General features: G+C 72.9%; 15 protein-coding genes. 10 read left to right on the top strand and 5 right to left on the bottom strand.

The annotated features are described in order from the left end of the window. Window positions 1-72 precede the first annotated feature (72 nt). Complete coding sequence (glgP, locus tag EES43_RS21215) at window positions 73-2772, bottom strand: alpha-glucan family phosphorylase (RefSeq protein ID WP_124270174.1); 2700 nt, start codon at window positions 2770-2772, stop codon at window positions 73-75. A gap of 679 nt (window positions 2773-3451) precedes the next feature. On the opposite strand from glgP, the gene EES43_RS21210 reads away from it, so the two are divergent. From EES43_RS21210 to glgB, 4 genes are all read left to right on the top strand, one after another. Continuing rightward, a complete protein-coding gene (locus EES43_RS21210; RefSeq protein ID WP_124270173.1) occupies window positions 3452-5470 on the top strand; it encodes an alpha-1,4-glucan--maltose-1-phosphate maltosyltransferase in 2019 nt (672 codons plus the stop codon). Further along, the gene (gene treS / locus EES43_RS21205; protein WP_124270172.1) at window positions 5467-7173 is read left to right on the top strand and encodes a maltose alpha-D-glucosyltransferase; all 1707 of its coding nucleotides are present in this window, start codon (window positions 5467-5469) and stop codon (window positions 7171-7173) included. Before EES43_RS21210 ends, treS begins: the two co-directional genes overlap by 4 nt. A 198-nt stretch (window positions 7174-7371) precedes the next feature. Beyond that, window positions 7372-8796, top strand: a complete 1425-nt coding sequence (locus tag EES43_RS21200; RefSeq protein WP_124270171.1) for a maltokinase N-terminal cap-like domain-containing protein — start codon at window positions 7372-7374, stop codon at window positions 8794-8796. Window positions 8797-8868: 72 nt separating this feature from the next. After that, window positions 8869-11316, top strand: coding sequence for a 1,4-alpha-glucan branching enzyme (gene glgB / locus EES43_RS21195; protein ID WP_124270170.1), 2448 nt, complete (start codon window positions 8869-8871; stop codon window positions 11314-11316). 81 nt (window positions 11317-11397) lie between these two features. On the opposite strand, the gene EES43_RS21190 is transcribed toward glgB, so the two are convergent. Beyond that, complete coding sequence (locus EES43_RS21190; RefSeq protein WP_124270169.1) at window positions 11398-12756, bottom strand: cation:dicarboxylate symporter family transporter; 1359 nt, start codon at window positions 12754-12756, stop codon at window positions 11398-11400. Between the two features lie 158 nt (window positions 12757-12914). Here EES43_RS21190 and EES43_RS21185 point away from each other — a divergent pair, with 158 nt between their 5' ends. From EES43_RS21185 to EES43_RS21175, 3 genes are all read left to right on the top strand, one after another. Next, window positions 12915-14594, top strand: coding sequence for a sensor histidine kinase (locus EES43_RS21185; protein WP_124270168.1), 1680 nt, complete (start codon window positions 12915-12917; stop codon window positions 14592-14594). Then, a complete protein-coding gene (locus EES43_RS21180) occupies window positions 14591-15265 on the top strand; it encodes a response regulator (RefSeq protein ID WP_124270167.1) in 675 nt (224 codons plus the stop codon). Before EES43_RS21185 ends, EES43_RS21180 begins: the two co-directional genes overlap by 4 nt. Window positions 15266-15528: 263 nt before the next feature. Next, window positions 15529-16152 carry a helix-turn-helix domain-containing protein gene (locus EES43_RS21175; protein ID WP_124272092.1) on the top strand — a complete coding sequence of 208 codons (624 nt, stop codon included), beginning with the start codon at window positions 15529-15531 and terminating at the stop codon, window positions 16150-16152. A 54-nt stretch (window positions 16153-16206) separates the two neighbouring features. Here the strand turns inward: EES43_RS21175 and EES43_RS21170 are convergent, their stop codons facing one another. Then, window positions 16207-17232 (bottom strand): ATP-dependent 6-phosphofructokinase, encoded by a 1026-nt coding sequence (locus tag EES43_RS21170; RefSeq protein WP_124270166.1) that lies wholly within the window; start codon window positions 17230-17232, stop codon window positions 16207-16209. A gap of 408 nt (window positions 17233-17640) precedes the next feature. Between EES43_RS21170 and pta the strand changes: the two genes are divergently transcribed. From pta to pyk, 3 genes are all read left to right on the top strand, one after another. Then, complete coding sequence (gene pta, locus EES43_RS21165; RefSeq protein ID WP_124270165.1) at window positions 17641-19722, top strand: phosphate acetyltransferase; 2082 nt, start codon at window positions 17641-17643, stop codon at window positions 19720-19722. Between the two features lie 89 nt (window positions 19723-19811). Further along, window positions 19812-21044, top strand: a complete 1233-nt coding sequence (locus EES43_RS21160) for an acetate kinase (protein WP_124272091.1) — start codon at window positions 19812-19814, stop codon at window positions 21042-21044. A gap of 74 nt (window positions 21045-21118) precedes the next feature. Further along, complete coding sequence (pyk, locus tag EES43_RS21155; RefSeq protein WP_124270164.1) at window positions 21119-22549, top strand: pyruvate kinase; 1431 nt, start codon at window positions 21119-21121, stop codon at window positions 22547-22549. 83 nt (window positions 22550-22632) lie between these two features. On the opposite strand, the gene EES43_RS21150 is transcribed toward pyk, so the two are convergent. Both EES43_RS21150 and EES43_RS31485 read right to left on the bottom strand, forming a co-directional pair. After that, entirely contained in the window at window positions 22633-22980 is a 348-nt protein-coding gene (locus EES43_RS21150; protein WP_124270163.1) for a hypothetical protein, read from the bottom strand. Further along, window positions 22973-26809: a hypothetical protein gene (locus EES43_RS31485; RefSeq protein WP_241192488.1), complete on the bottom strand. Its 3837-nt coding sequence runs from the start codon at window positions 26807-26809 to the stop codon at window positions 22973-22975. Before EES43_RS31485 ends, EES43_RS21150 begins: the two co-directional genes overlap by 8 nt. Window positions 26810-26828 lie beyond the last annotated feature (19 nt).

The following is a 26828-nucleotide window of genomic DNA, read 5'->3' as shown; positions in this document are numbered from 1 at the left end:
CCCCACGGCCCGGGAGGAGTTCGCTCTCCTCCCGGGCCGTTCGCCGTCCCCGGCGCGCGGCGGCGGGCCCGCTCAGCGCAGGATCACGCCGGCGCCCTCGCCGGTCGCCTCGGTCGGCAGTGCCACCAGGCCCAGTTCCGCCCCGGAGGCCAGCAGCCGGTGGGCGGGCAGGACGCGCACGGTGTAGCCGTACGGGCCCGTCCGGTCCAGGGCGAGCGGACCCTCGTAGAGCCGGCGGTCCGCCAGGTCGTGGCCGCCCACCGGCTTCAGCGGGAAGACCTGGGCGTCGGCGATGGCGTCGGCGGAGTCCACCCGCCCGGCGACCGCCTGGACCTCGACGTCGTCCGGGTCGAGCCCGCCGAGCCCGACCCGCACGCGCAGCGACACCGTGGAACCCAGCTCCGCCGATCCGCCCGCGGCCCCGCCGGCGACCGACTCGACGTGGTCCACCGTGACGTCGGGCCAGGCCGCCCGGACCCTGGCCTTCCACTCCGCCAGGCCCTGCGCCACCTGGGGCGCCAGCGCCCGCCGGGACCGTGCGGCGGGGGCGTACAGCCGCTCCACGTACTCCCGCACCATCCGACCGGCCAGCACCTTGGGGCCGAGGTTGACCAGGGTGGAGCGGACCATCTCGATCCACCGGTCCGGCAGGCCCTCGGGGCCCCGGTCGTAGAAGCGCGGCGCGACCCGGTCCTCGATCAGGGCGTACAGCGCGCCGGACTCCAGCTCGTCGCGCCGGTCCTCGTCGACCGCCGAGCCGTCGGCGGTCGGGATCTCCCAGCCGAAGTCCGGCTCGAACCACTCGTCCCACCAGCCGTCGCGCACCGAGAGGTTGAGGCAGCCGTTCAGCGCGGCCTTCATCCCGCTGGTCCCGCACGCCTCCAGCGGGCGCAGCGGGTTGTTGAGCCAGACGTCGCAGCCGGGGTAGAGCTTCTGCGCCATGCCCATGCCGTAGTCCGGCAGGAAGACGATGCGGTGGCGCACCCGCGGGTCGTCGGCGAACCGCACCAGCTCCTGGACCAGCCGTTTGCCGCCGTCGTCGGCGGGGTGCGCCTTGCCCGCGACGACGATCTGGATCGGGTGCGTGGGGTGCAGGAGCAGAGCGCGCAGCCGGTCGCGGTCGCGCAGCATCAGGGTGAGCCGCTTGTACGACGGCACCCGGCGGGCGAAGCCGATCGTCAGCACGTCCGGGTCCAGGACGTCGTCGATCCAGCCCAGCTCGGCGGTGCCCGCCCCGCGCCGCCGCCAGGAGGCGTAGAGGCGGCGGCGGACCTCGCCGACCAGCTGCCCGCGCAGGTCCCGGCGCAGGTCCCAGATCTCGCGGTCGCCGATCCCGCCGACGGCGTCCCAGCGGCGCGGGGTCCCGGCCGCCGCCTGCGCGTCGCCGCCCTCCTGTCCGCCAAAGAGGGCGGCCCCGTCCACCGGCGCCCCGGCCAGGACCTGGCGGGCCGGTCCGTCGCCGACCTGCCGGGCGCCGAGCCGGAACACCTCGGGGGCGACCCAGGTCGGCGCGTGCACCCCGTTGGTGATGGAGGTGATCGGGACTTCGGCGGGATCGAATCCCGGCCAGAGTCCGGAGAACATCTCCCGGCTGACGGCCCCGTGCAGGGTGGAGACGCCGTTGGCCCGTTGGGCGAGCCGGAGCCCCATGACGGCCATGTTGAACAGCTCCGGCTCGCCGCCGGGGTAGGTCTCCCGGCCGAGCGGCAGGATCCGGTCGACCGCGACGCCGGGCAGTTCGGCGTCGTCGCCGAAGTGCCGGGCGACCAGGTGCCGGTCGAAGCGGTCTATCCCGGCGGGCACCGGGGTGTGCGTGGTGAAGACGGTGCCGGCCCGGACCACTTCCAGGGCGGCGTCGAAGTCGAGTCCGGTGGCGGCCAGCTCCCGGATCCGCTCCAGGCCGAGGAATCCGGCGTGCCCCTCGTTGGTGTGGAACACCTCCGGCTCCGGGGTCCCGGTGAGCCGGCACCAGGTGCGCACCGCGCGCACTCCGCCGATGCCGAGCAGCATCTCCTGGAGCAGCCGGTGGTCGCTGCCGCCGCCGTACAGCCGGTCGGTGACGTCGCGTTCGCCGGGGGCGTTCTCCTCGACGTCGGAGTCGAGCAGGAGCAGCGGCACCCGGCCGACCCGGGCCAGCCAGACGCAGGCGTGCAGCGAGCGCCCGCCGGGCAGGGCGAGCACCACCCGGGCCGCGCTGCCGTCGGGCTCCCGGACCAGGTCGAGCGGGAGTTCGTCGGGGTCCAGGACGGGATAGTGCTCCTGCTGCCAGCCCTCGCGCGAGAGGGTCTGGCGGAAGTAGCCGTGGCGGTAGAGCAGGCCGACCCCGACGAGCGGGACGCCGAGGTCGCTGGCGGCCTTGAGGTGGTCGCCGGCCAGGATGCCGAGGCCGCCGCTGTACTGGGGCAGCGCGGCGGTCACACCGAACTCGGGTGAGAAGTAGGCGACGGCTGAGGGGAGTTCCGCTCCGGCGGCGAGCTGGTCCTGGTACCAGCGGGGGCCTTCCAGGTACTCCTGGAGATCGGCGGACACCGCGGCGAGGCGTCCGAGGTACTCCTCGTCCCGGGCCAGTTCGGCGAGCCGCCCGGCGGACAGGGAGCCGAGCAGGCGTACGGGGTCGGCGTCCACGGGCCGCCAGCCCTCGGGGTCGGCGGACCGGAAGAGCTCACGGGTCTCGGTGTGCCACGACCAGCGCAGGTTGCGCGCGAGGTCGTGGAGGGGTCGCAGGGGTTCGGGGAGGACAGGACGCACGGTGAATCGACGAATGGCCTTCACGTACTCCACCTTTACAGGCGACTTGCGCATCCGAGCGGACGCACGACGGTGTGCGCCCTTCCGTCACCCTCGACGGTAGCGGCCGTACGCGGCGCGCTGCCACGGCGCGCGGACGGCTCACCGGGTCCCCGGCGGCAGGCCGCGCCCGCCCCGCACGTCCCCCTCAGGAGCCCCGCCGCTCCCACGCGTCGCCCCTCGCCACTCCGTTCACCTGGGGGTTTGGCCGATTCACCCCCGTACGCGGCCTTGTGGACCACTCCGTCACAGGGAAGGCTGCCGTGTGGCGCCGCAGAGCGGGTACCCGGAACCCGCGGAGGCGCTTCGGGCTCCGGATGCCCGTCGCGGCGCACGCCGGGCGCGGACGGCCGGCCCACGACCGAGGAGTTAACACGGCGCCGGATTTCCCACCCGCGAACGCGGGGAAGGCTTTCCCGGTAGCCGGTCCGACCCGGCCCGCAGACGTTCTCCGTGCACGCTGAAACATGTGCGAAACCCCCGCGACCCACCCATTCGAGTGCCATTCGAGTGAACGCGGACAGGAGCGGCCATGCCCACAGCCCGTCAGCAGACAGCTGAGCAGCTACAAAGGACAGATCCCCATCATCGCGGCACGCGCGGTCGGTCCTCCGCATCCGTGCCGATTCCCGTGCACACCGAGCTCCAGCCCCCAGGTGATTCCATGATCGGTCGAATTCCCGTCCTGGACGTCCGCCCTCTCGTCGACTGCGGCAGACGGCCGGCGAAGGCGGTCGTCGGTGAGACCTTCCAGGTCACCGCCACCGTCTTCCGCGAAGGCCACGACGCGGTGGCGGCCAACGTCGTCCCGCGCGACCCGAGCGGCCGGGTCGGCCCGTGGACGCCGATGCGCGAGCTGGCTCCGGGGACCGACCGGTGGGGCGCGGAGGTCACGCCGGGGACCGAGGGGCGCTGGACGTACACGGTGGAGGCGTGGAGCGATCCGGTCACCACCTGGCGGCGGCACGCCGCGATCAAGATCCCGGCGGGCATCGACACCGACCTGGTGCTGGCGGAGGGTGCGGCCCTGCTGGAGCGGGCCGCCGCCGGGGTGCCGAAGAAGCACGGCCGCGAGGCGGTGCTCGCCGCGGTGGACGCGCTGCGCGACGGCGGACATCCGCCCGCCGCCCGGCTGGCCGCCGCGCTGACTCCGGCCGCCGACGCCGTGCTCGCCCGCCATCCGCTGCGCGAACTGGTCACCCGGGCCAAGCCGCTGGCGGTGCGCGTGGAGCGGGAGCGGGCGCTGTTCGGCTCGTGGTACGAGCTGTTCCCTCGCTCCGAGGGGGCGAAGCAGGTCCCGGTGGACCCGTCCGACACCCGGCCCGACGCGCCGACGCGGCTGGTCAGCGGCACCTTCCGGACGGCCGCCGAGCGGCTGCCGGCCGTCGCGGCCATGGGCTTCGACGTCGTGTACCTGCCCCCGATCCACCCCATCGGGACCACCCACCGCAAGGGCCCGGACAACACCCTGACGGCCGGTGAGCACGATCCGGGCGTGCCGTGGGCGATCGGTTCGGCGGACGGCGGGCACGACGCGGTGCACCCGGAGCTGGGGACGCTGGAGGACTTCGACCACTTCGTGGCGACGGCCCGCACGCTGCGGATGGAGATCGCGCTGGACTTCGCGCTCCAGTGCTCGCCGGACCACCCGTGGGTCGAGGAGCATCCGGACTGGTTCCACCACCGCCCCGACGGCTCCATCGCGTACGCGGAGAACCCGCCGAAGAAGTACCAGGACATCTATCCGATCGCCTTCGACAAGGACATGCGCGGCCTGGTCGCCGAGACGGTGCGCGTCCTGCGGTTCTGGATGGACCGCGGGGTGCGGATCTTCCGGGTCGACAATCCGCACACCAAGCCGGTGGTCTTCTGGGAGAAGGTGATCGCCGAGGTCAACGGCGGCGACCCGGACGTGGTCTTCCTGGCCGAGGCGTTCACCCGACCGGCGATGATGCACGCCCTGGCCGCGATCGGGTTCCAGCAGTCGTACACGTACTTCACCTGGCGCGAGACCCGGCAGGAGCTGACCGACTACGTCACGGAGCTGGCCGGCGAGGCCGCCTCGTACATGCGGCCCAACTTCTTCGTGAACACCCCGGACATCCTGCCGGGCCACCTCCAGCACGGCGGGCGGCCCGCCTTCGAGGCGCGGGCCGTGCTCGCCGCCACCCTCTCCCCGTCCTGGGGCGTCTACGCCGGATTCGAGCTGTGCGAGAACACCCCGGCCGCGCCGGGGAGCGAGGAGTACCTGCACTCGGAGAAGTACGAACTGCGCCCCAGGAACTGGGAGTCGGCGGAGCGCGAGGGCCGTTCGCTGAGCCCTCTGATCACCGCGCTCAACCGGATCAGGCGCCGGAACCCGGCCCTGCGGCAGCTGCGCGACGTCCACTTCCACCAGGCCGACAACGACGCGCTGCTCGTGTACAGCAAGCGTTCGGGGTCGAACACCGTCGTGGTGGTCGTGAACCTCGACCCCCACCACACCCAGGAGGCCACGGTCTCGTTGGACATGGAGCGGCTCGGCCTGGACCGGCACGAGCGCGTACCGGTGCGCGACGAGCTCACCGGCGACACCTATCACTGGGGCAGGACCTTCTATGTGCGCCTGAAGCCGGGCGCCACGCCCGCGCACATCGCGGTTCTGCGACCGTCCCCGCCGACCGGAGGGTCACCCACACCATGATCGTCAATGAGCCCGTCCACGACACGTTCGAGGACACCCCCGCCAAGGACCGCGATCCCGACTGGTTCAAGCGGGCCGTCTTCTACGAGGTACTCGTCCGGTCCTTCCAGGACTCCAACGGCGACGGCATCGGAGACCTCAAGGGCATCACCGCCAAGCTGGACTACCTCCAGTGGCTCGGCGTCGACTGCCTCTGGCTGCCGCCGTTCTTCAAGTCGCCGCTGCGCGACGGGGGTTACGACGTCTCCGACTACACCGCCGTGCTGCCGGAGTTCGGCGACCTGGCCGACTTCGTGGAGTTCGTGGACGCCGCGCACCAGCGCGGCATGCGCGTGATCATCGACTTCGTGATGAACCACACGAGCGACCAGCACGAGTGGTTCCAGCAGTCCCGCACCGACCCGGACGGGCCCTACGGCGACTACTACGTCTGGGCCGACGACGACAAGCAGTTCCAGGACGCCCGGATCATCTTCGTCGACACCGAGACGTCCAACTGGACCTTCGACCCGGTGCGCAAGCAGTACTACTGGCACCGCTTCTTCTCGCACCAGCCCGACCTCAACTACGAGAACCCGGCGGTGCAGGAGGAGATCCTCGCGGCCCTGCGCTTCTGGCTGGACCTGGGCATCGACGGCTTCCGGGTCGACGCGGTGCCCTACCTCTACCAGCGCGAGGGCACCAACTGCGAGAACCTGCCCGAGACCCACCACTTCCTCAAGCGGGTCCGCAAGGAGATCGACGCCAACTACCCGGACACCGTGCTGCTCGCCGAGGCCAACCAGTGGCCGGAGGACGTCGTCGACTACTTCGGCGACTACGAGGCGGGCGGGGACGAGTGCCACATGGCGTTCCACTTCCCCGTGATGCCGCGGATCTTCATGGCGGTGCGGCGCGAGAGCCGCTACCCGGTCTCGGAGATCCTGGCCAAGACCCCGGCGATCCCGAAGAACTGCCAGTGGGGCATCTTCCTGCGCAACCACGACGAGCTGACCCTCGAAATGGTCACGGACGAAGAGCGCGACTACATGTACGCGGAGTACGCCAAGGACCCGCGGATGCGCGCCAACATCGGCATCCGCCGGCGGCTCGCCCCGCTGCTGGACAACGACCGCAACCAGATCGAGCTGTTCACCGCCCTGCTGCTCTCCCTGCCGGGCTCCCCGATCCTCTACTACGGGGACGAGATCGGGATGGGCGACAACATCTGGCTGGGCGACCGGGACGCGGTGCGCACCCCGATGCAGTGGACGCCGGACCGCAACGCCGGCTTCTCCTCCAGCGATCCGGGCCGGCTCTACCTCCCGACGATCATGGACCCGGTCTACGGCTACCAGGTCACCAACGTCGAGGCGTCGATGGCCTCGCCGTCCTCGCTGCTGCACTGGACCCGCCGGATGATCGAGATCCGCAAGCAGAACCCGGCGTTCGGTCTCGGCGCGTACACCGAACTGCCCTCCTCCAACCCGGCGGTGCTGGCGTTCACCCGCGAGTACAAGGACGACCTGGTCCTGTGCGTGCACAACTTCTCGCGGTTCGCGCAGCCGACGGAGCTGGACCTGCGCTCGTTCAACGGACGCCATCCGGTGGAGCTGATCGGCGGGGTGCGCTTCCCGGCGATCGGGCAGTGGCCCTACCTGCTGACCCTTGCGGGACACGGCTTCTACTGGTTCCGGCTGCGCAAGGACGCGCCGCCGGCCTGAGGCGGCGCCATCGGGTGCGGGGCGGTTTCCGCCGTCCCGCACGGGGCACTTGGAGCTACATCGGGCCTTCGCGGTTCCGCCGTTCGAGTCCGTACGGACCCTCCTCTCCCGACACGTCCCGCACAGCCGGACAGCCATTGCCGCAATCCGGGACACTCTTCGCATCCTGTGGTGTGCCCGGGGAAAGGACGCGATGCCATGTCGGAGGCTGCATCCACTCACGTCGCCCTGGCGAAGAGCACGAGGAACAGCGCAACGGCAAGCGGTACGGCGGACGGAGCCCTGCTCCCGTCCCTCGCTCCGCTGCTGCACGAATGGCTCCCGCGACAGCGGTGGTTCGCCGGAAAGGGCCGGCCGGTCACCGGCTTCTCCCTGGTCTCCGCCACCGAGATGCTGCCACTGGACGGCTCGGCCGGTCCGGGCCTGCTGCACCTGCTGCTGCGGGTCGAACAGCCCTCCCGGTCGGCCCGCCCGACGGACGACGACTGCTACCAGCTCCTGCTCGGCGCAAGAACGTCACTTCCGCCGCTGCTCGCGCGGGCGTCGGTCGGCCGGGTGGAGCGCGGACCGCTGGCCGGGCGCACGGTGTACGACGCCCTGCACGATCCGCGGCTGGCCGAACTCCTGCTGGAACGGTTCCGCCGGCCCGGCGTCCTCGGCCCGCTGCGGTTCGAGCGGACCGAGCAGATCCCCTCCGGGCTGGCGCCCCGGGTGCTGGACGCCGAGCAGTCCAACTCCTCGCTCGTCTACGGCGACGCGTACATCCTCAAGATCTTCCGCCGGGTCTTCCCGGGCACCAACCCGGATCTGGAACTGCCGCTCGCACTGACCCGCGAGGGATGCGGGCGGGTGCCGGCCCCGGTCGCCTGGTTCGAGGCGGGCGGTCCCGAACCGCTCACCCTCGGCGTGCTCCAGCCCTTCCTGCACGGGGCCCGGGACGGCTGGCAGCTCGCGCTCGCCGCCCTCGCCGCCGGCCGCGACTTCGTGCCCGAGGCGCGGGCGCTCGGCCGGGCCACCGCCGAGGTGCACACCTCGCTCGCCGCCGCCCTGCCGACCCCGGCGCTGCGCGGCACGCAGACCCGGCAGCTGATCGCGCAGATGACGCAGCGGCTGGAGGCGACCGCGCAGGCGGTCCCCGCGCTCGTGCCGTACGTCCCCGGGCTGCGCGCCGCGTTCGAGGCGGTGACCGCCCTCGGTCACCGGGGGCACGGCTGGGCGCTGCAACGGGTCCACGGCGACCTCCATCTCGGCCAGACCCTCCGGAGCGGCGACGGCTTCTGGTCGCTGATCGACTTCGAGGGCGAGCCGGCCCGGCCGCTCCCCGAGCGCCGCCGGCCGCAGCCGACGGTGCGCGACGTGGCGGGCATGCTGCGCTCGTTCGACTACGCGGCCCGCTCGCACCGCCCGTGGAACGCCGAGTGGGCGGCCCGCTGCCGCGCGGCCTACTGCGAGGGCTACGGCCAGGTCTCGGGGGCCGATCCGCGCGGCGAACCGGAGCTGCTGCGCGCCCACGAGACCGACAAGGCGGTGTACGAGGTGCTCTACGAGGCCCGGCACCGCCCCGACTGGCTGCCGGTACCGATGGCGGCCATTCACCGGCTGGCCCGGTCCGCCGCCGCCTGACCGGGCCGCGGCGGCCCGCGTCCCCTCCACCTCCGTGCACCTCCCCCTTCACCCTCCGAGGAGGCAGTCCCCGTGACCGCCCGCAAGCCCTCCCGCAAGGGAACCCGCAAGACCGCCGACGCCGGGGCCGTACCGCCCGCGACGCCGTCCGCACCGCAGCCGGCACCGCGGTCCGCCGAGACCGCCGCCGCGGCACCCGCTCTCGCGGCTCCGGCGGCCGAGGCGGCCGAGGCGACCGCCGCGCCGTCGGAGGCCGCCGAGTCCGCCGCCGCACCCGCCGCCCGGCGGCCCCGGCGCGCGGACGCCGCTCCGCCGCGCCCCCGGCAGGGCGGCGACGAGCACGCCGCCCGCCCCGCACCGGCCCTGGACGGGGCGGACCGGGGACGGCTGCTCGCCGGCGACCACCACGCCCCGCACGACGTGCTGGGCGCGCACCCGATCCCGGGCGGGGTGCTGGTGCGCGTCCTGCGGCCGTTCGCGCGTTCCGTCACGGTGCTGGCGGCCGGGGTGCGGGCAGAACTGCACGAGGAGGGCGACGGCTTCTTCGCCGGAGTCCTGCCGGTGTCCGAGGCGCCCGTGTACCGGCTGCGGATCGCCTACGACGACAACACGATCGAGGTCGAGGACCCGTACCGCTTCCTGCCCGCCATCGGCGAGCTGGACCTGCATCTGATCGGCGAGGGCCGCCACGAGGAGCTGTGGCGGGCCCTGGGCGCGGAGCCGATGGAGCACCAGTCGGTGGCCGGGACGCGGTTCACCCTCTGGGCGCCGAACGCGCGCGGTGTGCGGGTGTGCGGCGACTTCAACTACTGGGACGGGCGCGGCTTCCCGATGCGCTCGCTCGGCTCCAGCGGGGTGTGGGAGCTGTTCCTGCCCGGGGTCGGCGAAGGCGCGCTGTACAAGTTCGACGTCTGCCGCCCCGACGGATCGCACACGATGCGGGCCGACCCGATGGCCCGGCACACCGAGGTCCCGCCCGCCACCGCCTCGGTGGTCGCCGCCCCGCACCACGAGTGGCGCGACGCCGACTGGATGGCGCGCCGCGGCGAACGCCCCGTCCACGAAGCGCCGTTCTCCGTGTACGAGGTGCATCTCGGCTCCTGGCGTCCGGGTCTGACGTATCGCCAGCTCGCGGATCAGCTGCCCGCGTACGTCAAGGACCTGGGCTTCACCCACGTCGAGCTGATGCCGGTCTCCGAGCACCCGTTCGGCGGCTCCTGGGGCTACCAGGTCACCGGGTTCTTCGCGCCGACCTCCCGGATGGGCACGCCGGACGACTTCCGGTTCCTGGTGGACGCGCTGCACCGGGCGGAGATCGGCGTGATCATGGACTGGGTGCCCGCGCACTTCCCGCGCGACGAGTGGGCGCTCGCCGAGTTCGACGGCCGCCCGCTGTACGAGCACTCCGACCCGCGGCGCGCCGCGCACCCGGACTGGGGGACGCTGGAGTTCGACTACGGGCGCAGGGAAGTGCGCAACTTCCTGGTGGCCAACGCCACGTACTGGTGCGAGCAGTTCCACATCGACGGTCTGCGGGTGGACGCCGTGGCCTCGATGCTCTACCTCGACTACTCGCGCGAGGACGGGCAGTGGTCGCCCAACGAACACGGCGGGCGGGAGAACCTGGACGCGGTCGCCTTCCTCCAGGAGATGAACGCGACGGTCTACCGGCGCAACCCCGGCGTGGTCACCATCGCCGAGGAGTCGACCGCCTGGGACGGCGTCACCCGCCCCACCGACCACGGGGGCCTCGGCTTCGGGCTCAAGTGGAACATGGGCTGGATGCACGACTCGCTCCAGTACATGGCCAAGGAGCCGGTGCACCGCAAGTACCACCACGACGAGATGACGTTCTCGATGGTGTACGCGTACAGCGAGAACTACGTGCTGCCGATCTCGCACGACGAGGTGGTGCACGGCAAACAGGCGCTGGTCGCCAAGATGCCGGGCGACTGGTGGCAGCAGCGGGCCAACCACCGGGCCTACCTCGGCTTCATGTGGGCCCATCCGGGCAAGCAACTCCTTTTCATGGGGCAGGAGTTCGCCCAGGGGGCCGAGTGGTCCGAGGGGCACGGCCCGGACTGGTGGCTGCTGGACCCGGCGTACGAGGCGTCCGGCGACCACCGCGGGGTGCGCACGCTGGTCGGCGACCTGAACGCGGTGTACGGCGCGGTGCCCGCGCTGTGGCAGCGCGACACGGTGCCGGAGGGGTTCAGCTGGGTGGACGGCGGGGCGGCCGAGGACAACGTGTTCGCGTTCCTGCGCTACGACGCGGACGGCTCGCCGCTCCTGGCGGTCTCGCACTTCTCTCCGGCGGTGCGCCACGACTACCGCCTCGGCGTACCGGAGGCGGCGGAGGGCTGGGCGGAGGTGCTGAACACGGACGCGGCCCGCTACGGCGGCGGTGACGTGCGCAACGAGGAGCCGCTGAAGGCGGAGTCGGTGCCCGCGCACGGCCGGGGGTCCAGCATCGCGGTGACGCTGCCGCCGCTGGCGACGGTGTGGTTCCGCCCGGTCTGAGCGGCCCCGCTCCGGCCCGTGACGACAAGGAGCCGCCCCCACCGTCGCGGTGGGGGCGGCTCCGTCGGTTCACGGCCGGGCTCAGACCTTGGCCGGCTCCTCGGCGCTCTCCCGCTGCTCGGGGAGGTCGCCGCCGGAGGAGTGGCCGTCGTCCACGAGCGTGCGCTCGTCGAACGGGATGCGGCCGGCCAGGACCTCGTCCACGCGGCTGCGGTCGATCTCCTTGGTCCAGGTGCCGACCAGGACCGTGGCGACCGCGTTGCCCGCGAAGTTCGTCAGGGCGCGGGCCTCGCTCATGAAGCGGTCGATGCCGACGATCAGGCCGACGCCGTCGACGAGTTCGGGGCGGTGCGACTGGAGCCCGCCCGCCAGGGTCGCCAGGCCCGCGCCGGTGACTCCGGCCGCGCCCTTGGAGGCGATCACCATGAAGACCAGGAGCGAGATCTGCTCGCTCGCGCTCAGCGGGTCGCCCATGGCGTTGGCGATGAACAACGAGGACATCGTGAGGTAGATCGCGGTGCCGTCGAGGTTGAAGGAGTAGCCGGTCGGCACGGTGATGCCGACGACCGGCTTGCTGACGCCCAGGTGCTCCATCTTCGCGATGAGCCGCGGCAGCGCGGACTCGGAGGAGGAGGTGGACAGGATCAGCAGGAACTCGCGGCCCAGGTACTTCAGCAGCGAGATCAGGTTCACCCCGGCGACCAGCCGCAGGAGCGCGCCGAGCACCACGAAGACGAAGAGCGCGCAGGTGACGTAGAAGCCGATCATGATGATGGCGAGGGACTTGAGGGCGTCGAGCCCGGTCTCGCCGACCACGGCGGCGATGGCCCCGAAGGCCCCGACGGGCGCGGCCCACATGATCATGGCCAGAATGCGGAAGACGAGCCGCTGGATGTGGCCGATGCCGCGCAGCACGGGTTCGCCCGCCGAGCCCATCGCCTGGAGCGCGAAGCCCGCGAGCAGCGCGACGAGCAGCGTCTGGAGCACCTCGCCCGCCGTGAAGGCGGAGACGATCGTGGTCGGGATGATGCCGAGCAGGAAGTCCACGGTGGATTCGCCGGCGCCCGCGGCCTGGCTCTCCCCGGCCTCCCGGGCGGCCTCGGTGATGTGCAGGCTGGAACCGGGCTCCAGGATGTTGCCGACGAGCAGGCCGATGGCGAGGGCGACGGTCGACATGACCAGGAAGTAGCCCAGCGCCAGACCGCCGACCGCGCCGACCTTGGCCGCCTTGCGCACCGAGCCGACGCCCAGCACGATCGTGCAGAAGATGATCGGCGAGATCATCATCTTGATCAGGTTCACGAAGCCGGTGCCGATGGGCTTGAGCTCGACGGCGACTCCGGGGGCCACAAAGCCCACCAGGATGCCGAGCACCACGGCGGCGATCACGGCGATGTACAGGTAGTGGGTCTTGTCCCGCTGTTTGGCTGCCACTGCCACGGTGGGCTCCTCGGCTCGGTCACGGCTGCACCCCCGTCCCTGGGGGCTCCGGCGACTATCCACCGGCCTGTGACCCGGGTCACCCTTGCGTTCATATCGTTCACGGGCGATTTTCGGCCACTGGGAGAGGTCCGGTCCGGCGAGGCAGACTGTGGGGTATGCGCCTTCCCCGTACCCGCCCCCGCAGCCTGGCGGGCCAGCTCTTCGCGATGCAGGTCGTGCTCATCGCCGCGGTGGTGGCCGACTGCGCCGTCTTCGCCTACGTCTCGGGCAGCGCGCAGACGGAGCGGACGGCGGCCCGGCAGGTGCGGGCGGTGGCCGTGACGGTGGCCGATTCTCCCTCGGTGCGTGAGGCCATCCGTACCCCGGACCCGTCCGCCGTACTCCAGCCGTACGCGGAGCAGGTGCGCGAGGACAGCGGGGTCGCCTTCGTCACGATCATGGGCACGGACCGGGTGCGGTGGACGCATCCGGACGAGTCGGCGATCGGCGCGACCTTCCTCGGCCACACCGCCGAGGCGCTGCGCGGCGAGACGTTCACCGAGACGTACACGGGCACGCTGGGCCCCTCGATACGGGTGGTGACGCCGGTCCGGGACGGCGGGCGGATCGTCGGCCTGGTGAGCGCGGGCATCACGGTGGAGCGGGTCTCCTCGCAGGTGCGCGAGCAGTTGGGGGCGCTCGCGCTGGCGGCGGGCGGGGCGCTGGCGCTCGGCGGACTGGGCACGTACGTGATCAACGCGCGGCTGCGGCGGCACACGCACGGGATGAACGCGGCCGAGCTGAGCCGGCTGCACGACTACCATCAGGCCACCCTCTACGCCGTGCGCGAGGGGTTGCTCATGCTGGACGGGCGGCGCGGGATCGCGCTGATCAACGACGCGGGTCGGGAGCTGCTGGGCCTGGAGCCGGACGTGCTCGGGCGGCGGATCGACGAGCTGGCGCTGCCCGCCCCGCTGACCGGGGCGCTGCTGGCCCCGGAGGCGCGCGTGGACGAACTGCACCTGACGGCGGACCGGGTGATCGTGGTCAACACCCGGCCGGTGGTGGGCGGCGAGCGGCGGGGCACCGTGGTGACGCTGCGGGACCACACCGAGCTCCAGGCGCTCTCGGGCGAGCTGGACTCGGAGCGCGGCTTCACGCAGGCGCTGCGCTCCCAGGCGCACGAGGCGGCGAACCGCCTGCACACGGTCGTCTCGCTGATCGAGCTGGGCCGGGTCGAGGAGGCCGTGGACTTCGCGACGGCCGAGCTGGAACTGGCCCAGGTGCTGACCGACCGGGTGGTGGGCGCGGTCGAGGAGCCGGTGCTGGCGGCGCTGCTGCTGGGCAAGGCGGCCCAGGCGAACGAGCGGGGCGTGGAGCTGGTGCTCGCGGAGGACAGCCTGATCGACGACGGGGCGCTGCCCGACTCACTGGCCCAGCGCGACCTGGTGACCGTTCTCGGCAATCTGATCGACAACGCGGTGGAGGCGGCCTTCGAGGCGGGCGACGCCGGGCCCGGGGACCCGGCGGCTCCCGCGCGGCGGGCCCGGGTCACGGTGACCGCGCTCGCCGACGGCGGCGAACTGATGCTGCGGGTGGCGGACACCGGCGCGGGCATCGGGCCGGACGAGGCCGACGAGGTCTTCCGGCGCGGCTGGTCGACGCACGGGCCGGGCCGCGGTCTGGGGCTCGCCCTGGTGCGGCAGGCCGTGCGCCGCAACGGCGGCACGGTCGAGCTGGACCGGGGGCCGGAGGGCGGCGCGCGGTTCACGGTGCGGCTGCCGCTCGGCGAGCCCGGCGCGCCGCACGCGGGCCCGCGTGGGCGCGGGCGGCGGACCGAGGCGGCCGGGACGTGATCCGGGTGCTGGTGGTCGAGGACGACCCGGTGGCTGCGGACGCGCACCAGATGTACGTCGAGCGGGTGCCGGGGTTCACGGTGGCCGCCGTGGCGCACACCCGCGCCGCCGCCGTACGGGCGCTGGAGCGCGCCCCGGTGGACCTGCTGCTGCTCGACCTCTACCTGCCCGACGGGCACGGGCTCCAGCTGCTGCGGTCGCTGCGGGCCGCGGGCCACGGGGCGGACGTGATCGCGGTGACCTCGGCGCGGGACCTCGCGGTGGTCCGGGAGGGCGTGTCGCTGGGGGTCGTGCAGTACGTGCTGAAGCCGTTCACCTACCCCACGCTGCGCGACCGGCTGGTGCGCTACGCCGAGTTCCGGGCGGCGGCCGGGGAGGCGAGCGGGCAGGAGGAGGTGGACCGGGCGCTGGGCGCGCTGCGGATCGCGCACCCCGCGTCGCTGCCCAAGGGGCTCAGCGGCCCGACGCTGGAGGCGGTCACCCGGGTGCTCCAGCGATCGCCGGACGGGCTGACGGCGACGGCCGCCGGGGAGGAGCTGGGGATCTCGCGGATCACCGCGCGCCGCTATCTGGAACACCTGGTCGGCGTGGGCAGCGCGGCACGGCGTCCACACTATGGACAGGTCGGCCGACCGGAGCTCCACTACCGCTGGCTGCCGGCAGGCCGCTGAGGCGCGGCCGAGCGCCCTGCGGGCAAGCGCTTACCACCGGGCGGGTGCGGCGGGCCGGCACGTGTCACGGACGGTGGCAGAAAGCGCTGCGCCCGGGGCGAATGCGTACCGCACGCCCGGTTCGCCCCTGGAGGTTCGTACGAAGCGTGATCCGGGGGGAACGTACCGTAGCCAGGGCGGGGCCGGACTCCTACGGTGGGGCCGTGCATCCCACCCCGCCCTTCAACGCCCCCGCCGCGCGCCGCCTCCGCGAGGCCCTGGGGATGGCTCCCGGACATGTCGCCTACGGGCTCGCCGCGCAGTACGGACTGCGGATCAGCACCGAGACGATCGTCGCCTGGGAGCGCGGGACGGCCATGCCCGAGGCACGTGAACTGACCGCTCTGGCCGGGGTCCTGTGGTGCGCGCCCGGCGAGCTGACGGCCCCCGCCGCGACCCTGCGCGAGCACCGCGTGGCCCGGGAGCTGTCGGTGGACGAACTGGCCCGGCAGCTCGGCATGAACAGCTCCTCGTACCTGCGGATGGAGGAGTCGGGGCGGTGGCGCGGCAACGAGCGGCAGTCCGCCGCCCTGTGCCGGGCGCTGGGGCTGTCGGCCGCGCAGCTCCTCACGGCGACGGGCCGTGACGGGGAGCTGGCGGATCTGCTGAGCAGCGCCGTCACCACGCGCTGGCAGGCGTACGTGCGCCCGGTGGCCAAGCTCGTCCCGCTGGAGCGGGCGCTGGTCCAGGAGGCGCTGGAGCGGCTGCACGCCGACTACCAGGCCCTCATGGTGTCGACGCTGAGCTGGAGCGGCGCGGGCCGGGAGCCCTCCGCGGCGGGCGAAGACGCGGGGCGGGCGTTCCTGGCCCGGGTGGTGGAGCAGTTCTGGCGGTCCGCCGGGGTGTGAGCGGGCGCGCGGCGTTCCGGAGGGCGGACTCGGCCTCCTGCCCGCGGGGCGGCCTCAGAAGACGGACTCGGCCTCGTACATCCGGTCCGCGGGCACGGTCTTGAGCCGGGCGACGGCGTCGGCGAGCGGCACCATGGCGATCTCGGTGCCGCGCAGCGCGGTCATCCGCCCGAAGTCGCCGCGGTGCACCGCCTCCACCGCGTTCCAGCCGAAGCGGGTGGCGAGCACCCGGTCGTACGCGGTGGGCGTGCCGCCGCGCTGGACGTGGCCGAGGATGACCGGCCGGGCCTCCTTGCCGAGCCGGGCCTCCAGCTCGACGGCGAGGCGGTTGCCGATGCCCTGGAAGCGCTCGTGGCCGAACTGGTCGATCGCGCCCTTGGCGTACGGCATGGAGCCCTCGGCCGGGTGCGCGCCCTCGGCGACGCAGATGACGGCGAACTTCTTGCCGCGCGCGAAGCGCTCCTCGACCATCTTGACCAGGTCGTCGACCTGGAAGGGCCGCTCGGGCAGGCAGATGCCGTGGGCGCCGCCGGCCATGCCGGACTCCAGCGCGATCCAGCCGGCGTGCCGCCCCATGACCTCGACGACCATCACCCGCTGGTGCGACTCGGCGGTCGTCTTCAGACGGTCTATGGCGTCGGTGGCGACGCCCACCGCCGTGTCGAATCCGAACGTCCGGTCGGTGGCGGAGATGTCGTTGTCGATGGTCTTCGGTACACCCACGACGGGCATGCCCGCCTCGGCGAGCATCCGGGCCGCGGTGAGCGTGCCCTCGCCGCCGATCGGGATGAGCGCGTCGATGCCGTAACGGCGGGACAGCGCCTCGCAGTTCTCGGCGGCCTCGCGCAGCCGGTCGCGCTCCAGCCGGGCGGAGCCGAGGATCGTGCCGCCGCGGGCGAGGATGCCGCTGACCGCGTTGAGGTCGAGCGGGCGGAAGTAGCCGTCGAGCAGCCCCTTGAAGCCGTCCTCGAAGCCGATGACCTCGTCGCCGTGACCCACGACGGCCCGGTGCACGACCGACCGGATCACTGCGTTCAGGCCGGGGCAGTCTCCGCCCGCGGTGAGGATTCCGATACGCATCGTGCTGTTTCTCCTGCTCGCTGAGAGGTGTCCGGGGGTCGGGCGCGGACCGGGCCGCGGTCCCCCGGACGCCCCCCGGGTGCCGTGTCGTGCGGGGGCCGGCCGAAGCGTCCCCCGTACCGTGAGCCGGCCTCGATTGTCCCACGCCCCGGGCGCCCCCGGTGCTCACGGCTGCGAGGGGCCGGGAGCGGGTACGAGGTTCCCGGGCCCCGGGGGCGGTCCCGTGGCGGTCCCGTGCCCCGTAAGCACTCCGGCGGGCGGTATAGCCTCCGGCGCAGGTATCGTCAAGAGGAAATGTCGGCCAAATACCGCGGCTGCGGAACGCGGCTCCGGGACGGGGACGTACCGCGGTCGCCGGACGTTTCCCGGGTGCGGGGGCGAACACCGGACAAGGACGGGAGAGCACGCGTGGCGCGCAGTGTGTACGTGACCGGAATCGACCGGGGAGACGGCCGCCAGGTCGTCGAGCTGGGAGTCATGGAGCTTCTGACGCGCCAGGTGGACCGCGTCGGGGTGTTCCGGCCGCTGGTGCACGACGGACCCGACCGGCTCTACGAGCTGCTGCGGGCCCGCTACCGGCTCTCCCAGAGCCCGTCCTCCGTCTACGGCCTGGACTACCACGAGGCGTCCACCGTGCAGGCCGAGCAGGGCACCGACGAGCTGGTCTCCCGGCTCGTCGACCGCTTCCACCGGGTGGCCCGGGAGTACGAGGCGGTCCTCGTCCTCGGCAGTGACTTCGCCGCCACCCAGCTCCCCGACGAGCTGGCGCTCAACGCGCGGCTGGCCAACGAGTTCGGGGCCTCGGTGATCACGGTGGTCGGCGGCCGGGACCAGAGCGCGGAGTCGGTGCGGGCGGAGACCCGCAACGCCTACCGCGCCTACGCCGGACTCGGCTGCGACGTGCTGGCGATGGTGGTCAACCGGGTGGCGCCCGAGGATCGCGAGGCGATCGCGGACCGGCTCGCCCTCCGGCTGCCCGTGCCCGTCTCCGTACTGCCGGACGACGCCGCCCTGTCGGCGCCCACCGTCGCGCAGATCACGGCCGCCCTGGACGGGACCGTGCTCCTCGGCGACGAAGCGGGACTGGCCAGGGACGCGCTGGGCTTCGTGTTCGGCGGGGCGATGCTGCCGAACCTGCTGAACGCGCTGACGCCGGGCTGCATGGTCGTGACGCCCGGCGACCGGGCCGACCTGGTGATCGGCTCGCTCGCCGCGCACAGCGCGGGCACCCCGCCGATCGCGGGCGTGCTGCTCACCCTGGACGAGCGCCCCGGCGAGGAGATACTCACGCTCGCCGCCCGCCTCGCCCCCGGCACGCCGGTGGTCTCGGTGGTCGGCGGGTCCTTCCCCACCGCAGGTGAACTCCTCACACTGGAAGGCAAGTTGAACGCGTCGACGCCGCGCAAGGCGGAGACCGCGCTCGGCCTCTTCGAGCGCCACGTGGACACCGGAGCGCTGCTGGAGCGGATCTCCGTCGCCCGCAGCGGCCGGGTCACCCCGATGATGTTCGAGCACGAGCTGCTGGAGCAGGCCCGCTCCGACCGCAGGCGCGTGGTGCTGCCGGAGGGCGACGAGGAGCGCGTGCTGCGCGCCGCCGACGTGCTGCTGCGCCGCGACGTCTGCGACCTGACGCTCCTGGGCGACGTGGACGTCATCCGCAAGAAGGCCGCCGACCTCGGCATCGACCTCGCCGACACGCAGCTTGTCGACCCGCAGACCTCGGAGCTGCGCCAGTCCTTCGCCGAACGGTACGCGCAGCTGCGCGCGCACCGAGGCGTGACGGTGGAGCTGGCGCACGACGTGGTGGCGGACGTCAACTACTTCGGCACGCTGATGGTGCAGGAGGGGCTGGCCGACGGGATGGTCTCCGGTTCGGTGCACTCCACGGCCGCCACGATCCGCCCGGCCTTCGAGATCATCAAGACCAAGCCGGACGCCTCGATCGTCTCGTCCGTCTTCTTCATGTGCCTCGCCGACAAGGTGCTGGTGTACGGGGACTGCGCGGTCAACCCCGACCCGGACGCCGAACAGCTCTCGGACATCGCGGTGCAGTCGGCGGCGACGGCGGCCCGGTTCGGCGTGGAGCCGCGGATCGCGATGCTCTCGTACTCCACCGGGACCTCCGGCTCCGGCGCGGACGTGGACAAGGTCCGCGAGGCGACCGAGCGGATCCGCGCCTCCCGGCCGGACCTGCGCGTGGAGGGCCCGATCCAGTACGACGCGGCGGTCGAGCCGTCGGTCGCGGCGACGAAGCTGCCGGGCTCGGAGGTGGCGGGCCAGGCGACCGTGCTGATCTTCCCGGACCTCAACACCGGCAACAACACCTACAAGGCCGTCCAGCGCTCGGCGAACGCGGTCGCGGTCGGCCCGGTGCTCCAGGGTCTGCGCAAGCCGGTCAACGACCTGTCGCGGGGCGCGCTCGTCCAGGACATCGTCAACACCGTGGCCATCACGGCGATCCAGGCGCAGGGCGAGGCGGGCCCCGTATGACCGCCCCGCCGCCCCCGGCCGCCCAGGAAGCCCCGCACGCCCCCTCCCCCGGCCCCTCACCCGAACCCTCCGACGAAGGCACGGCCCCCGTGGAACCCCATCGCGTACTCGTCCTCAACTCCGGCTCCTCCTCCGTGAAGTACCAGCTCCTCGACATGCGCGACCGCTCCCGGCTGGCGTCCGGCCTGGTCGAGCGGATCGGCGAGGAGACCTCGCGCCTGGTGCACACCCCGGCCGCCGGCGGCGGCGCCGAGCCGCGCGAGCGCACCGGCCGGATCGCGGACCACACCGCCGCCCTGGAGGCCGCCGCCGAGGAGCTGGCGGCGGACGGGCTCGGGCTGGACTCCCCCGAACTGGCCGCGATCGGGCACCGCGTGGTGCACGGCGGGCTGAGGTTCAGCGAGCCCGCGGTCGTCACCGACGAGGTGCTCCAGGAGATCGAGCGGCTGGTCCCGGTGGCCCCGCTGCACAACCCGGCCAACATCACGGGCATCCGCACGGCACGGTCCCTGCGCCCGGACCTGCCGCAGGTCGCGGTCTTCGACACCGCGTTCCACACGACGATGCCGGAGTACGCCGCGCGCTACGCGATCGACGTGGAGACCGCCGACGCGCACCGCATCCGCCGCTACGGCTTCCACGGCACCTCGCACGCGTACGTCTCGCGCAGGACGGCCGAACTGCTGGGCCGGGCGCCCGAGGACGTCAACGTCATCGTGCTGCACCTGGGCAACGGCGCGTCGGCCTCGGCGGTCGCGGGCGGCCGGTGCGTGGAGACCTCCATGGGGCTGACCCCGCTGGAGGGCCTGGTGATGGGTACCCGCTCCGGGGACGTCGACCCGGCGGTCACCTTCCACCTCAGGCGGGTGGCGGGCATGTCGACGGACGAGATCGACGTCCTGCTGAACAAGCGGAGCGGGCTGGTCGGGCTCTGCGGCGACAACGACATGCGGGAGATCCGCCGCCGGGTGGACGAGGGCGACGAGAGGGCGAAGCTGGCCTTCGACGTCTACATCCACCGGCTGAGGAAGTACATCGGCGCGTACGCGGCGGTGCTCGGGCGGGTGGACGCGCTGGTGTTCACGGCGGGGGTCGGGGAGAACTCGGCCCCGGTGCGGGAGGCTGCCGTCGCGGGTCTGGAGGAGTTCGGCCTCGCGGTCGACGCCGGCCTCAACGCCGTGCGCTCCGCCGAACCGCGGCTGATCTCGCCGGACCGCGCCCGGGTGGCGGTGGCCGTGGTGCCGACGGACGAGGAGCTGGAGATCGCCGTCCAGACCTTCGCCCTCGTCGGCGCGTCCGACGCCGTAGAGGTCCACAACTGAGCACCCCCGCGCCCCTTTGTATCTTCCGCCAGACGGAATATTCCGCCGTGAAACAAACCGATAGGATCCGCCTCATGCGCCGTTCCAAAATCGTCTGCACCCTCGGTCCCGCCGTCGACTCCCATGAGCAGTTGGTCGCTCTGATCGAGGCCGGCATGAGCGTGGCCCGCTTCAACTTCAGTCACGGCACCCACGAGGAGCACCAGGGCCGGTACGACCGCGTCCGCAAGGCCGCCGCCGAGACGGGCCGCGCGGTGGGCGTGCTCGCCGACCTCCAGGGGCCGAAGATCCGGCTGGCGAAGTTCGCCGAGGGCCCGGTCGAGCTGGTCCGCGGTGACGAGTTCACCATCACCTCCGAGGACGTCCCCGGCGACCGGTCGATCTGCGGCACGACCTACAAGGGCCTGCCCGGCGACGTCGCCAAGGGCGACCCGATCCTGATCAACGACGGCAACGTCGAGCTGAAGGTCGTCGCGGTCGAGGGCCCCCGGGTGAAGACCATCGTCATCGAGGGCGGTGTCATCTCCGACCACAAGGGCATCAACCTCCCCGGCGCGGCGGTGAACGTCCCGGCCCTGTCCGAGAAGGACGTCGAGGACCTGCGCTTCGCCCTGCGGATGGGCTGCGACCTGGTGGCGCTCTCCTTCGTCCGGGACGCCGACGACGTCAAGGACGTCCACAAGGTGATGGACGAGGAGGGCCGCCGGGTCCCCGTCATCGCCAAGGTGGAGAAGCCGCAGGCGGTCGAGCACATGGAGGGCGTCGTCATGGCGTTCGACGGTGTGATGGTGGCCCGCGGCGACCTGGCCGTCGAGTATCCGCTGGAGAAGGTCCCGATGGTGCAGAAGCGCCTGGTGGAGCTGTGCCGGCGCAACGCCAAGCCGGTGATCGTGGCGACCCAGATGATGGAGTCGATGATCACCAACTCGCGACCGACCCGCGCCGAGGCGTCCGACGTCGCCAACGCGATCCTGGACGGCGCGGACGCCGTCATGCTGTCGGCCGAGTCGTCGGTGGGCGCGTACCCGATCGAGACGGTCAAGACGATGTCGAAGATCGTCGTCGCCGCCGAGGAGGAGCTGCTGTCCAAGGGCCTCCAGCCGCTGGTGCCGGGCAAGAAGCCCCGTACGCAGGGCGGTTCGGTCGCCCGCGCGGCCTGCGAGATCGCGGACTTTCTGAACGGCAAGGCCCTGGTCGCCTTCACCAAGTCCGGCGACACCGCCCGCCGCCTCTCCCGCTACCGCACGGCCCAGCCGGTCCTGGCCTTCACCACGGACGAGGCCACCCGCAACCAGCTCGCCCTGAGCTGGGGCGTCGAGGCGCACGTCGTGCCGCACGTGGACAACACCGACGCGATGGTCGACCTGGTCGACGCGGAGCTGCTGAAGCTGAACCGCTACAACCACGGCGACACGATGATCATCACCGCCGGCTCGCCCCCCGGCATCCCCGGCACCACCAACATGGTCCGGGTCCACCACCTGGGCGGCGCGGAGCAGGACTGACGCGCCCCGCGCGACGAACGGCCGAGGGCGGCCCTCCGGTTCTCCGGAGGGCCGCCCTCGGCGTTCTCGACGGTGAGCCCGTCTCAGCCGGCGTCCTCGTCCGCGGCGGCGGGCGGCAGTTCGGTCAGGAGCGAGGTGAGGTCACCGCGCTCCCGGGCCAGCTCCAGCACGCGCGTCATCGCCGGCACCCCGGCATGACGGGTGATCACCAGGTCGGGGCACTGGAAGTGGAGGCGCTCGTACTCCTCCGGCTCGCTGTCCATCCAGCGCACGACCGCGGCCGGAGTCAGGAACGTGGCGCTGAAGCGCCTCCCGTCCTCCAGCGTGACCAGCACGTCGACGTCCTCGACCGTCGCCTCGTCGTCGGCCTCGCCGAGCATGAACACCGCGTCGAAGTGCGGCGTCCTGACGAGGTGCAGGGCATCACCCATAGATCTTCCTCAACCGCTTGATGACCTTGTCCTCGTTCCCCTTGTCGGCCTTGGCCACGACCAGCCAGCCGTCCTCCGCCTTCTTGACGAAGAGCCGGGCGCCCTTGCGCGAACGGAAGTAGATGATGCCGGTGCCGGTGAGGCTCTTGTACTCGCCGCCCGGCATGTTGCCCTGCTTGAGCTGGGCGAACATGTTATCGAAGTCCACCTGGAGCTTCTGGTTCTTGGTGGCCTCCTGCGCGGCGGAGATCAGCGCCGAGTCATCGCCGATCGCGGACCGCATGCAGACCGAGGGCTTCTCGGCGACGGCGCGCAGGGACGGCCCCGAGGCCCGACCCGTCGCGAATCCCGCCAGGTCACCGGCGAGGCCGAGCAGGCAGGACGCCCCCGATCCGGCCTTCTTCGTCTGCTCGATGACCTTCCGCAGCCGGTCCAGCGTGTGCTTGGCGGTCACGGACTTGTCGAGGAACTTCGCGATGCCGCCGCCGATCTTGATGACGGCGCTGGTGACGGCGGGGATCTTGCCGACGAGCGCGACGAAGCTCACCGCGTTGACGAGCGTCCACAGGCAGCCCTCGACGTCGCCCTTGGTGAAGCACTCCTTGGCGTCGTTCCAGCCCACCAGGTCGATCAGGACCTGGCCGCCGTTGGCGACGACCCAGTCCAGGACGTCCTGGCCCGCCAGCGCCTTGGCGGCGCGGAACTCGTCCACGCACACCTGGCCGCAGGCGGCCATCAGCAACGCCTCGTCGTCGGCGCCCAACTCCGGTCCGGTGTCCACCGATCCGGCCTCGACGCGCTTCTCGCGGGCCTCCGCGTCCCGCAGGCGCTGCTCCTCCTCCGCCCGGTCGGCGGCCCGGTCGGCCTCGGTGGCGTAGTTCACGGCGTCGGCCGCCGCGCCCTCGGCGACCACCGCGTCCTGTTCGGCGGCGGTGGCGACGGAGTCGGCCGTGTCCGCGTCCGCTTCGGCTGCCGAGGCAGCGCTGCGGGCTCCGGCGGCGTCCTTCTCCGCCTCCGTGGCCGAGGCCGAGGCGGCGGAAGCCTCCTCGGCGGCCTGCCCGGCCGCGACCTTCGCGGCGAGTGCGTCCTCGTTGGCCTGCCGGTCGTACTCGACGGTGTTCGCCTCGGCCCTGCGCGCCGCGTCCGCGGCCTTCGCGGCCTCGGCGGCCGACGCGCGGGCCTGCTCCAGGGACGCGGCGGCCTTCGCCGCCCAGTCCGCGGCGCGGGCCGCGGCCTCGGCAGCGGCCTTGGCGTCGGCGGACGCCTTCGCCGCGAGCGCCGCCGCCTCGACCGCGGCCTTCTTCGCCTGGTCCGCCTTGGCCTTGGCGAGCGCCGCCTGCTGCTCGGCGAGCGTCTTCGACGCCTGACCGGTCAGCACGGCGAGACCGGCCGAGGAGTCGGTGTCCTGGTAGGGCGAGCCCAGCTCGATCGCGTCGTTGGCGGGCTGGATGACCTGGGCCGCGGAGTCGCGGGCCGCGACGGCCGCCTGGGCCGTGGCGTAGGCGAATCCGGCGGTACGGATCGACGCGGCCTGGGCCAGGATCGCCTCGCTCTTCGCCGCGGCCGCGTCCTGCCGGGCCTTGACCGCCTTCGCGGCGGCCTCCTTCGCCAGCGCCTCCGCCCTGACCACGTTCTGCGCGGCGGCCTCCGAGGCGTCGATGGCCTCGGCCGCGGCGGCGTGCGCCTTCTTCACGGCCGCGCCGGTCCTGGCCGCCGCGGCGGCGGCGCCGTCGGCGGCGGCCTGCGACCGGGCCGCCGCACCCTCCGACCTGGTGGCGGCGGCACGCGCGGCGATCGACGCGGTGGTCGCGTCGTTCGCCGCCGACCGTGCGGCGGAGGCGTGCCCGGCCGCCGCGTCGGCGGCCGACCGGGCCTCCGTGGCGGCCTGCCGGGTCTCCGTGGCGGCGGAGGTGCCCTCGGCCGCGGCGGCGGCCGACTCCAGTGCGCGGGCGCGCGCCTCCTTGGCCTGCTTGTTCTGTTCGGCGGCCAGGGCCGCGTCCCGGGCCTCCAGGGCCCGCACCGAAGCCTGTACGGCGTCGTCGCTCCTGGCGTCCGCCGTCTCCCCCGCCGTCTTCGCGGCGGACAGGGCGGTCGCGGCCGAGGCCCGTTCCTGCACCGCCCGCTTCTCGGCGGCGTCGGCCTTGGCCCGCTCGGCGTCGGCGCGACGGCGCTCGGCTGCGGCGGTGTCGCGTTCGGCCTCCGCCGTCGCGCGCTTGGCCTTCGCGTCGGCGGCGGCGGTCTTCGCCGCGGCCTCCGCCGCCTCCGCCTTGGCCTGAGCTGCCTTCGCCCGGGTGGCGTTCTCCGCCGCCAGCTTCGCCTGGAGCGCCGCGCCCTCGGCGGCGGCCTTGGCCTGGGCCTCGGCCTCCTCCGCCGCCTTGCGGCGGAACTCGGCCTTCGAGGCGTGCGCCTGGGTCTCGGCGAGCGCCATCAGCGTCTTGCTGTCGGCCGCCGAGGCGCGCGTCGCGTTCGCCGCGGTCTCGGCAGCCTTGGACACCGCCAGGGCGGCGGCGGCCGACGCCTTGGCGACCTGGACGCCCTGCTGGCCGTACATCAGACCGCGACCGCGCGGCAGCCCGGCGGTGTCGGCGACGGTGTACGCCGCCTGCTTGGCGCTCTCCGCCCGTACGGCTTCGTCCTGCGCGGCGAGCGAGGCCCGGGAGGCCACGAAGACCCGGCCCTGCGCACGGGCGCGGGCGGTCTCGATGTCCGCCTTGACCTTGGCGAACTCCGCCGCGGTCGGGTAGAACATCGTGCTGCTCGGCGACTGCTTCAGCCAGTACGCCTGCCAGTCGGTGAGCCGGGCGGCGATGATCGACTGCCCCAGCGCCTCGCCCAGCGCCTGGGTGGCGACGGTCAGGTGGCGCGACGCCTTCGCCTCGGCCGCCATGATCGCTTCGCGCTGCGCCTTCTGCCCCGCGAGCTCCGCCTGCCACTCGGTCGACGCGACGACGACCTCGTCCGTCAGGACCTTGTGCGGGTCCGGCGGGTTCTCGGTGGCGCAGGACGCGAAGCGGGACTTCAGCGCCTCGACGTCGACCCGGAACTCCATGCTGTCCGGCGCGGGGGCCGAGGTCGGGAAGCCGCCGTGCTGGAGGAAGATGCGCGCGTCGTCCGCGTACATCGGGTGCATGAAGGTCATGTCGTCGAGGGCGCTGAGGTCCTCGTAGTCCTCGTGCCGGTCCTCGGAGTAGCGCTGCGCGGCGATCGCGTTGACCGCGTTCACCGACTCCTGGCTGGCGAGGGGCGTCTGGTCCTCGTGGTAGAGGTCGTACTCGGACTTCCAGTACTCGCCGTCGAGCCAGCTGAGCAGGCCCGTCGTGTTGAACGGGTTGTCGTCGCTCTCGACCCATTCGAAGCCGGTGACCGTGTAGCCGGGCGGCGTGGTCTGCGCCGGGATGGCCAGGGACTTCTCCCAGACCGCGTCACGGCCCCACAGTTCGTCGCCCTTGGCGTCCGTCCACGCCTTGTCCTTGGCGAACGCGACGGCCAGCGGGGTCTTGCCGTCGTACCAGTACTCGCTCTCGGCGGCCCGGTGCAGATCCTCGTCGGTGCCGCTCAGCCCGGCGCGGGAGACGGCCTTGAGCTCCTGGCCGCCCTTGCGGAGCATGAGGTTGAGCAGGCACTGCTCGGCGCGTGTCTCGGCGGCGGCGTCCAGGTCGTAGCCGGATGTCTCCGGGACGGCGGCGAGTTCGATCCGCTCGGCGGGCGGCGGGGGCAGTGGGTTGCCGGTGACCACGACGGTGAGCGCGGTGGCCAGGGCGGTGGTGGTGAGCAGCCGCGACCAACTGCCGCGGGGGCGGCGTCTGCCGGGCGATGGATTCATGTGCATGCGTGGGACGACCGATCGG

Source organism: Streptomyces sp. ADI96-02 (genome assembly GCF_003846185.1).
In the GTDB taxonomy this organism is placed as follows: Bacteria; Actinomycetota; Actinomycetes; order Streptomycetales; family Streptomycetaceae; genus Streptomyces.
The sequence above is the reverse complement of the archived record's forward strand: the minus strand, read 5'-3'. Positions and strand labels throughout refer to the sequence as shown.

What these genes read in the sequence shown, in the direction of transcription:
- treS (WP_124270172.1), top strand. Translation starts at nt 5,467, where the DNA reads ATGATCGTCAATGAGCCCGTCCACGACACGTTCGAGGACACCCCCGCC.
- pyk (WP_124270164.1), top strand. Translation starts at nt 21,119, where the DNA reads ATGCGCCGTTCCAAAATCGTCTGCACCCTCGGTCCCGCCGTCGACTCC.
- EES43_RS31485 (WP_241192488.1), bottom strand. Translation starts at nt 26,809, where the DNA reads ATGCACATGAATCCATCGCCCGGCAGACGCCGCCCCCGCGGCAGTTGG.
- EES43_RS21150 (WP_124270163.1), bottom strand. Translation starts at nt 22,980, where the DNA reads ATGGGTGATGCCCTGCACCTCGTCAGGACGCCGCACTTCGACGCGGTG.
- EES43_RS21170 (WP_124270166.1), bottom strand. Translation starts at nt 17,232, where the DNA reads ATGCGTATCGGAATCCTCACCGCGGGCGGAGACTGCCCCGGCCTGAAC.
- EES43_RS21210 (WP_124270173.1), top strand. Translation starts at nt 3,452, where the DNA reads ATGATCGGTCGAATTCCCGTCCTGGACGTCCGCCCTCTCGTCGACTGC.
- EES43_RS21185 (WP_124270168.1), top strand. Translation starts at nt 12,915, where the DNA reads ATGCGCCTTCCCCGTACCCGCCCCCGCAGCCTGGCGGGCCAGCTCTTC.
- EES43_RS21200 (WP_124270171.1), top strand. Translation starts at nt 7,372, where the DNA reads ATGTCGGAGGCTGCATCCACTCACGTCGCCCTGGCGAAGAGCACGAGG.
- EES43_RS21175 (WP_124272092.1), top strand. Translation starts at nt 15,529, where the DNA reads ATGGCTCCCGGACATGTCGCCTACGGGCTCGCCGCGCAGTACGGACTG.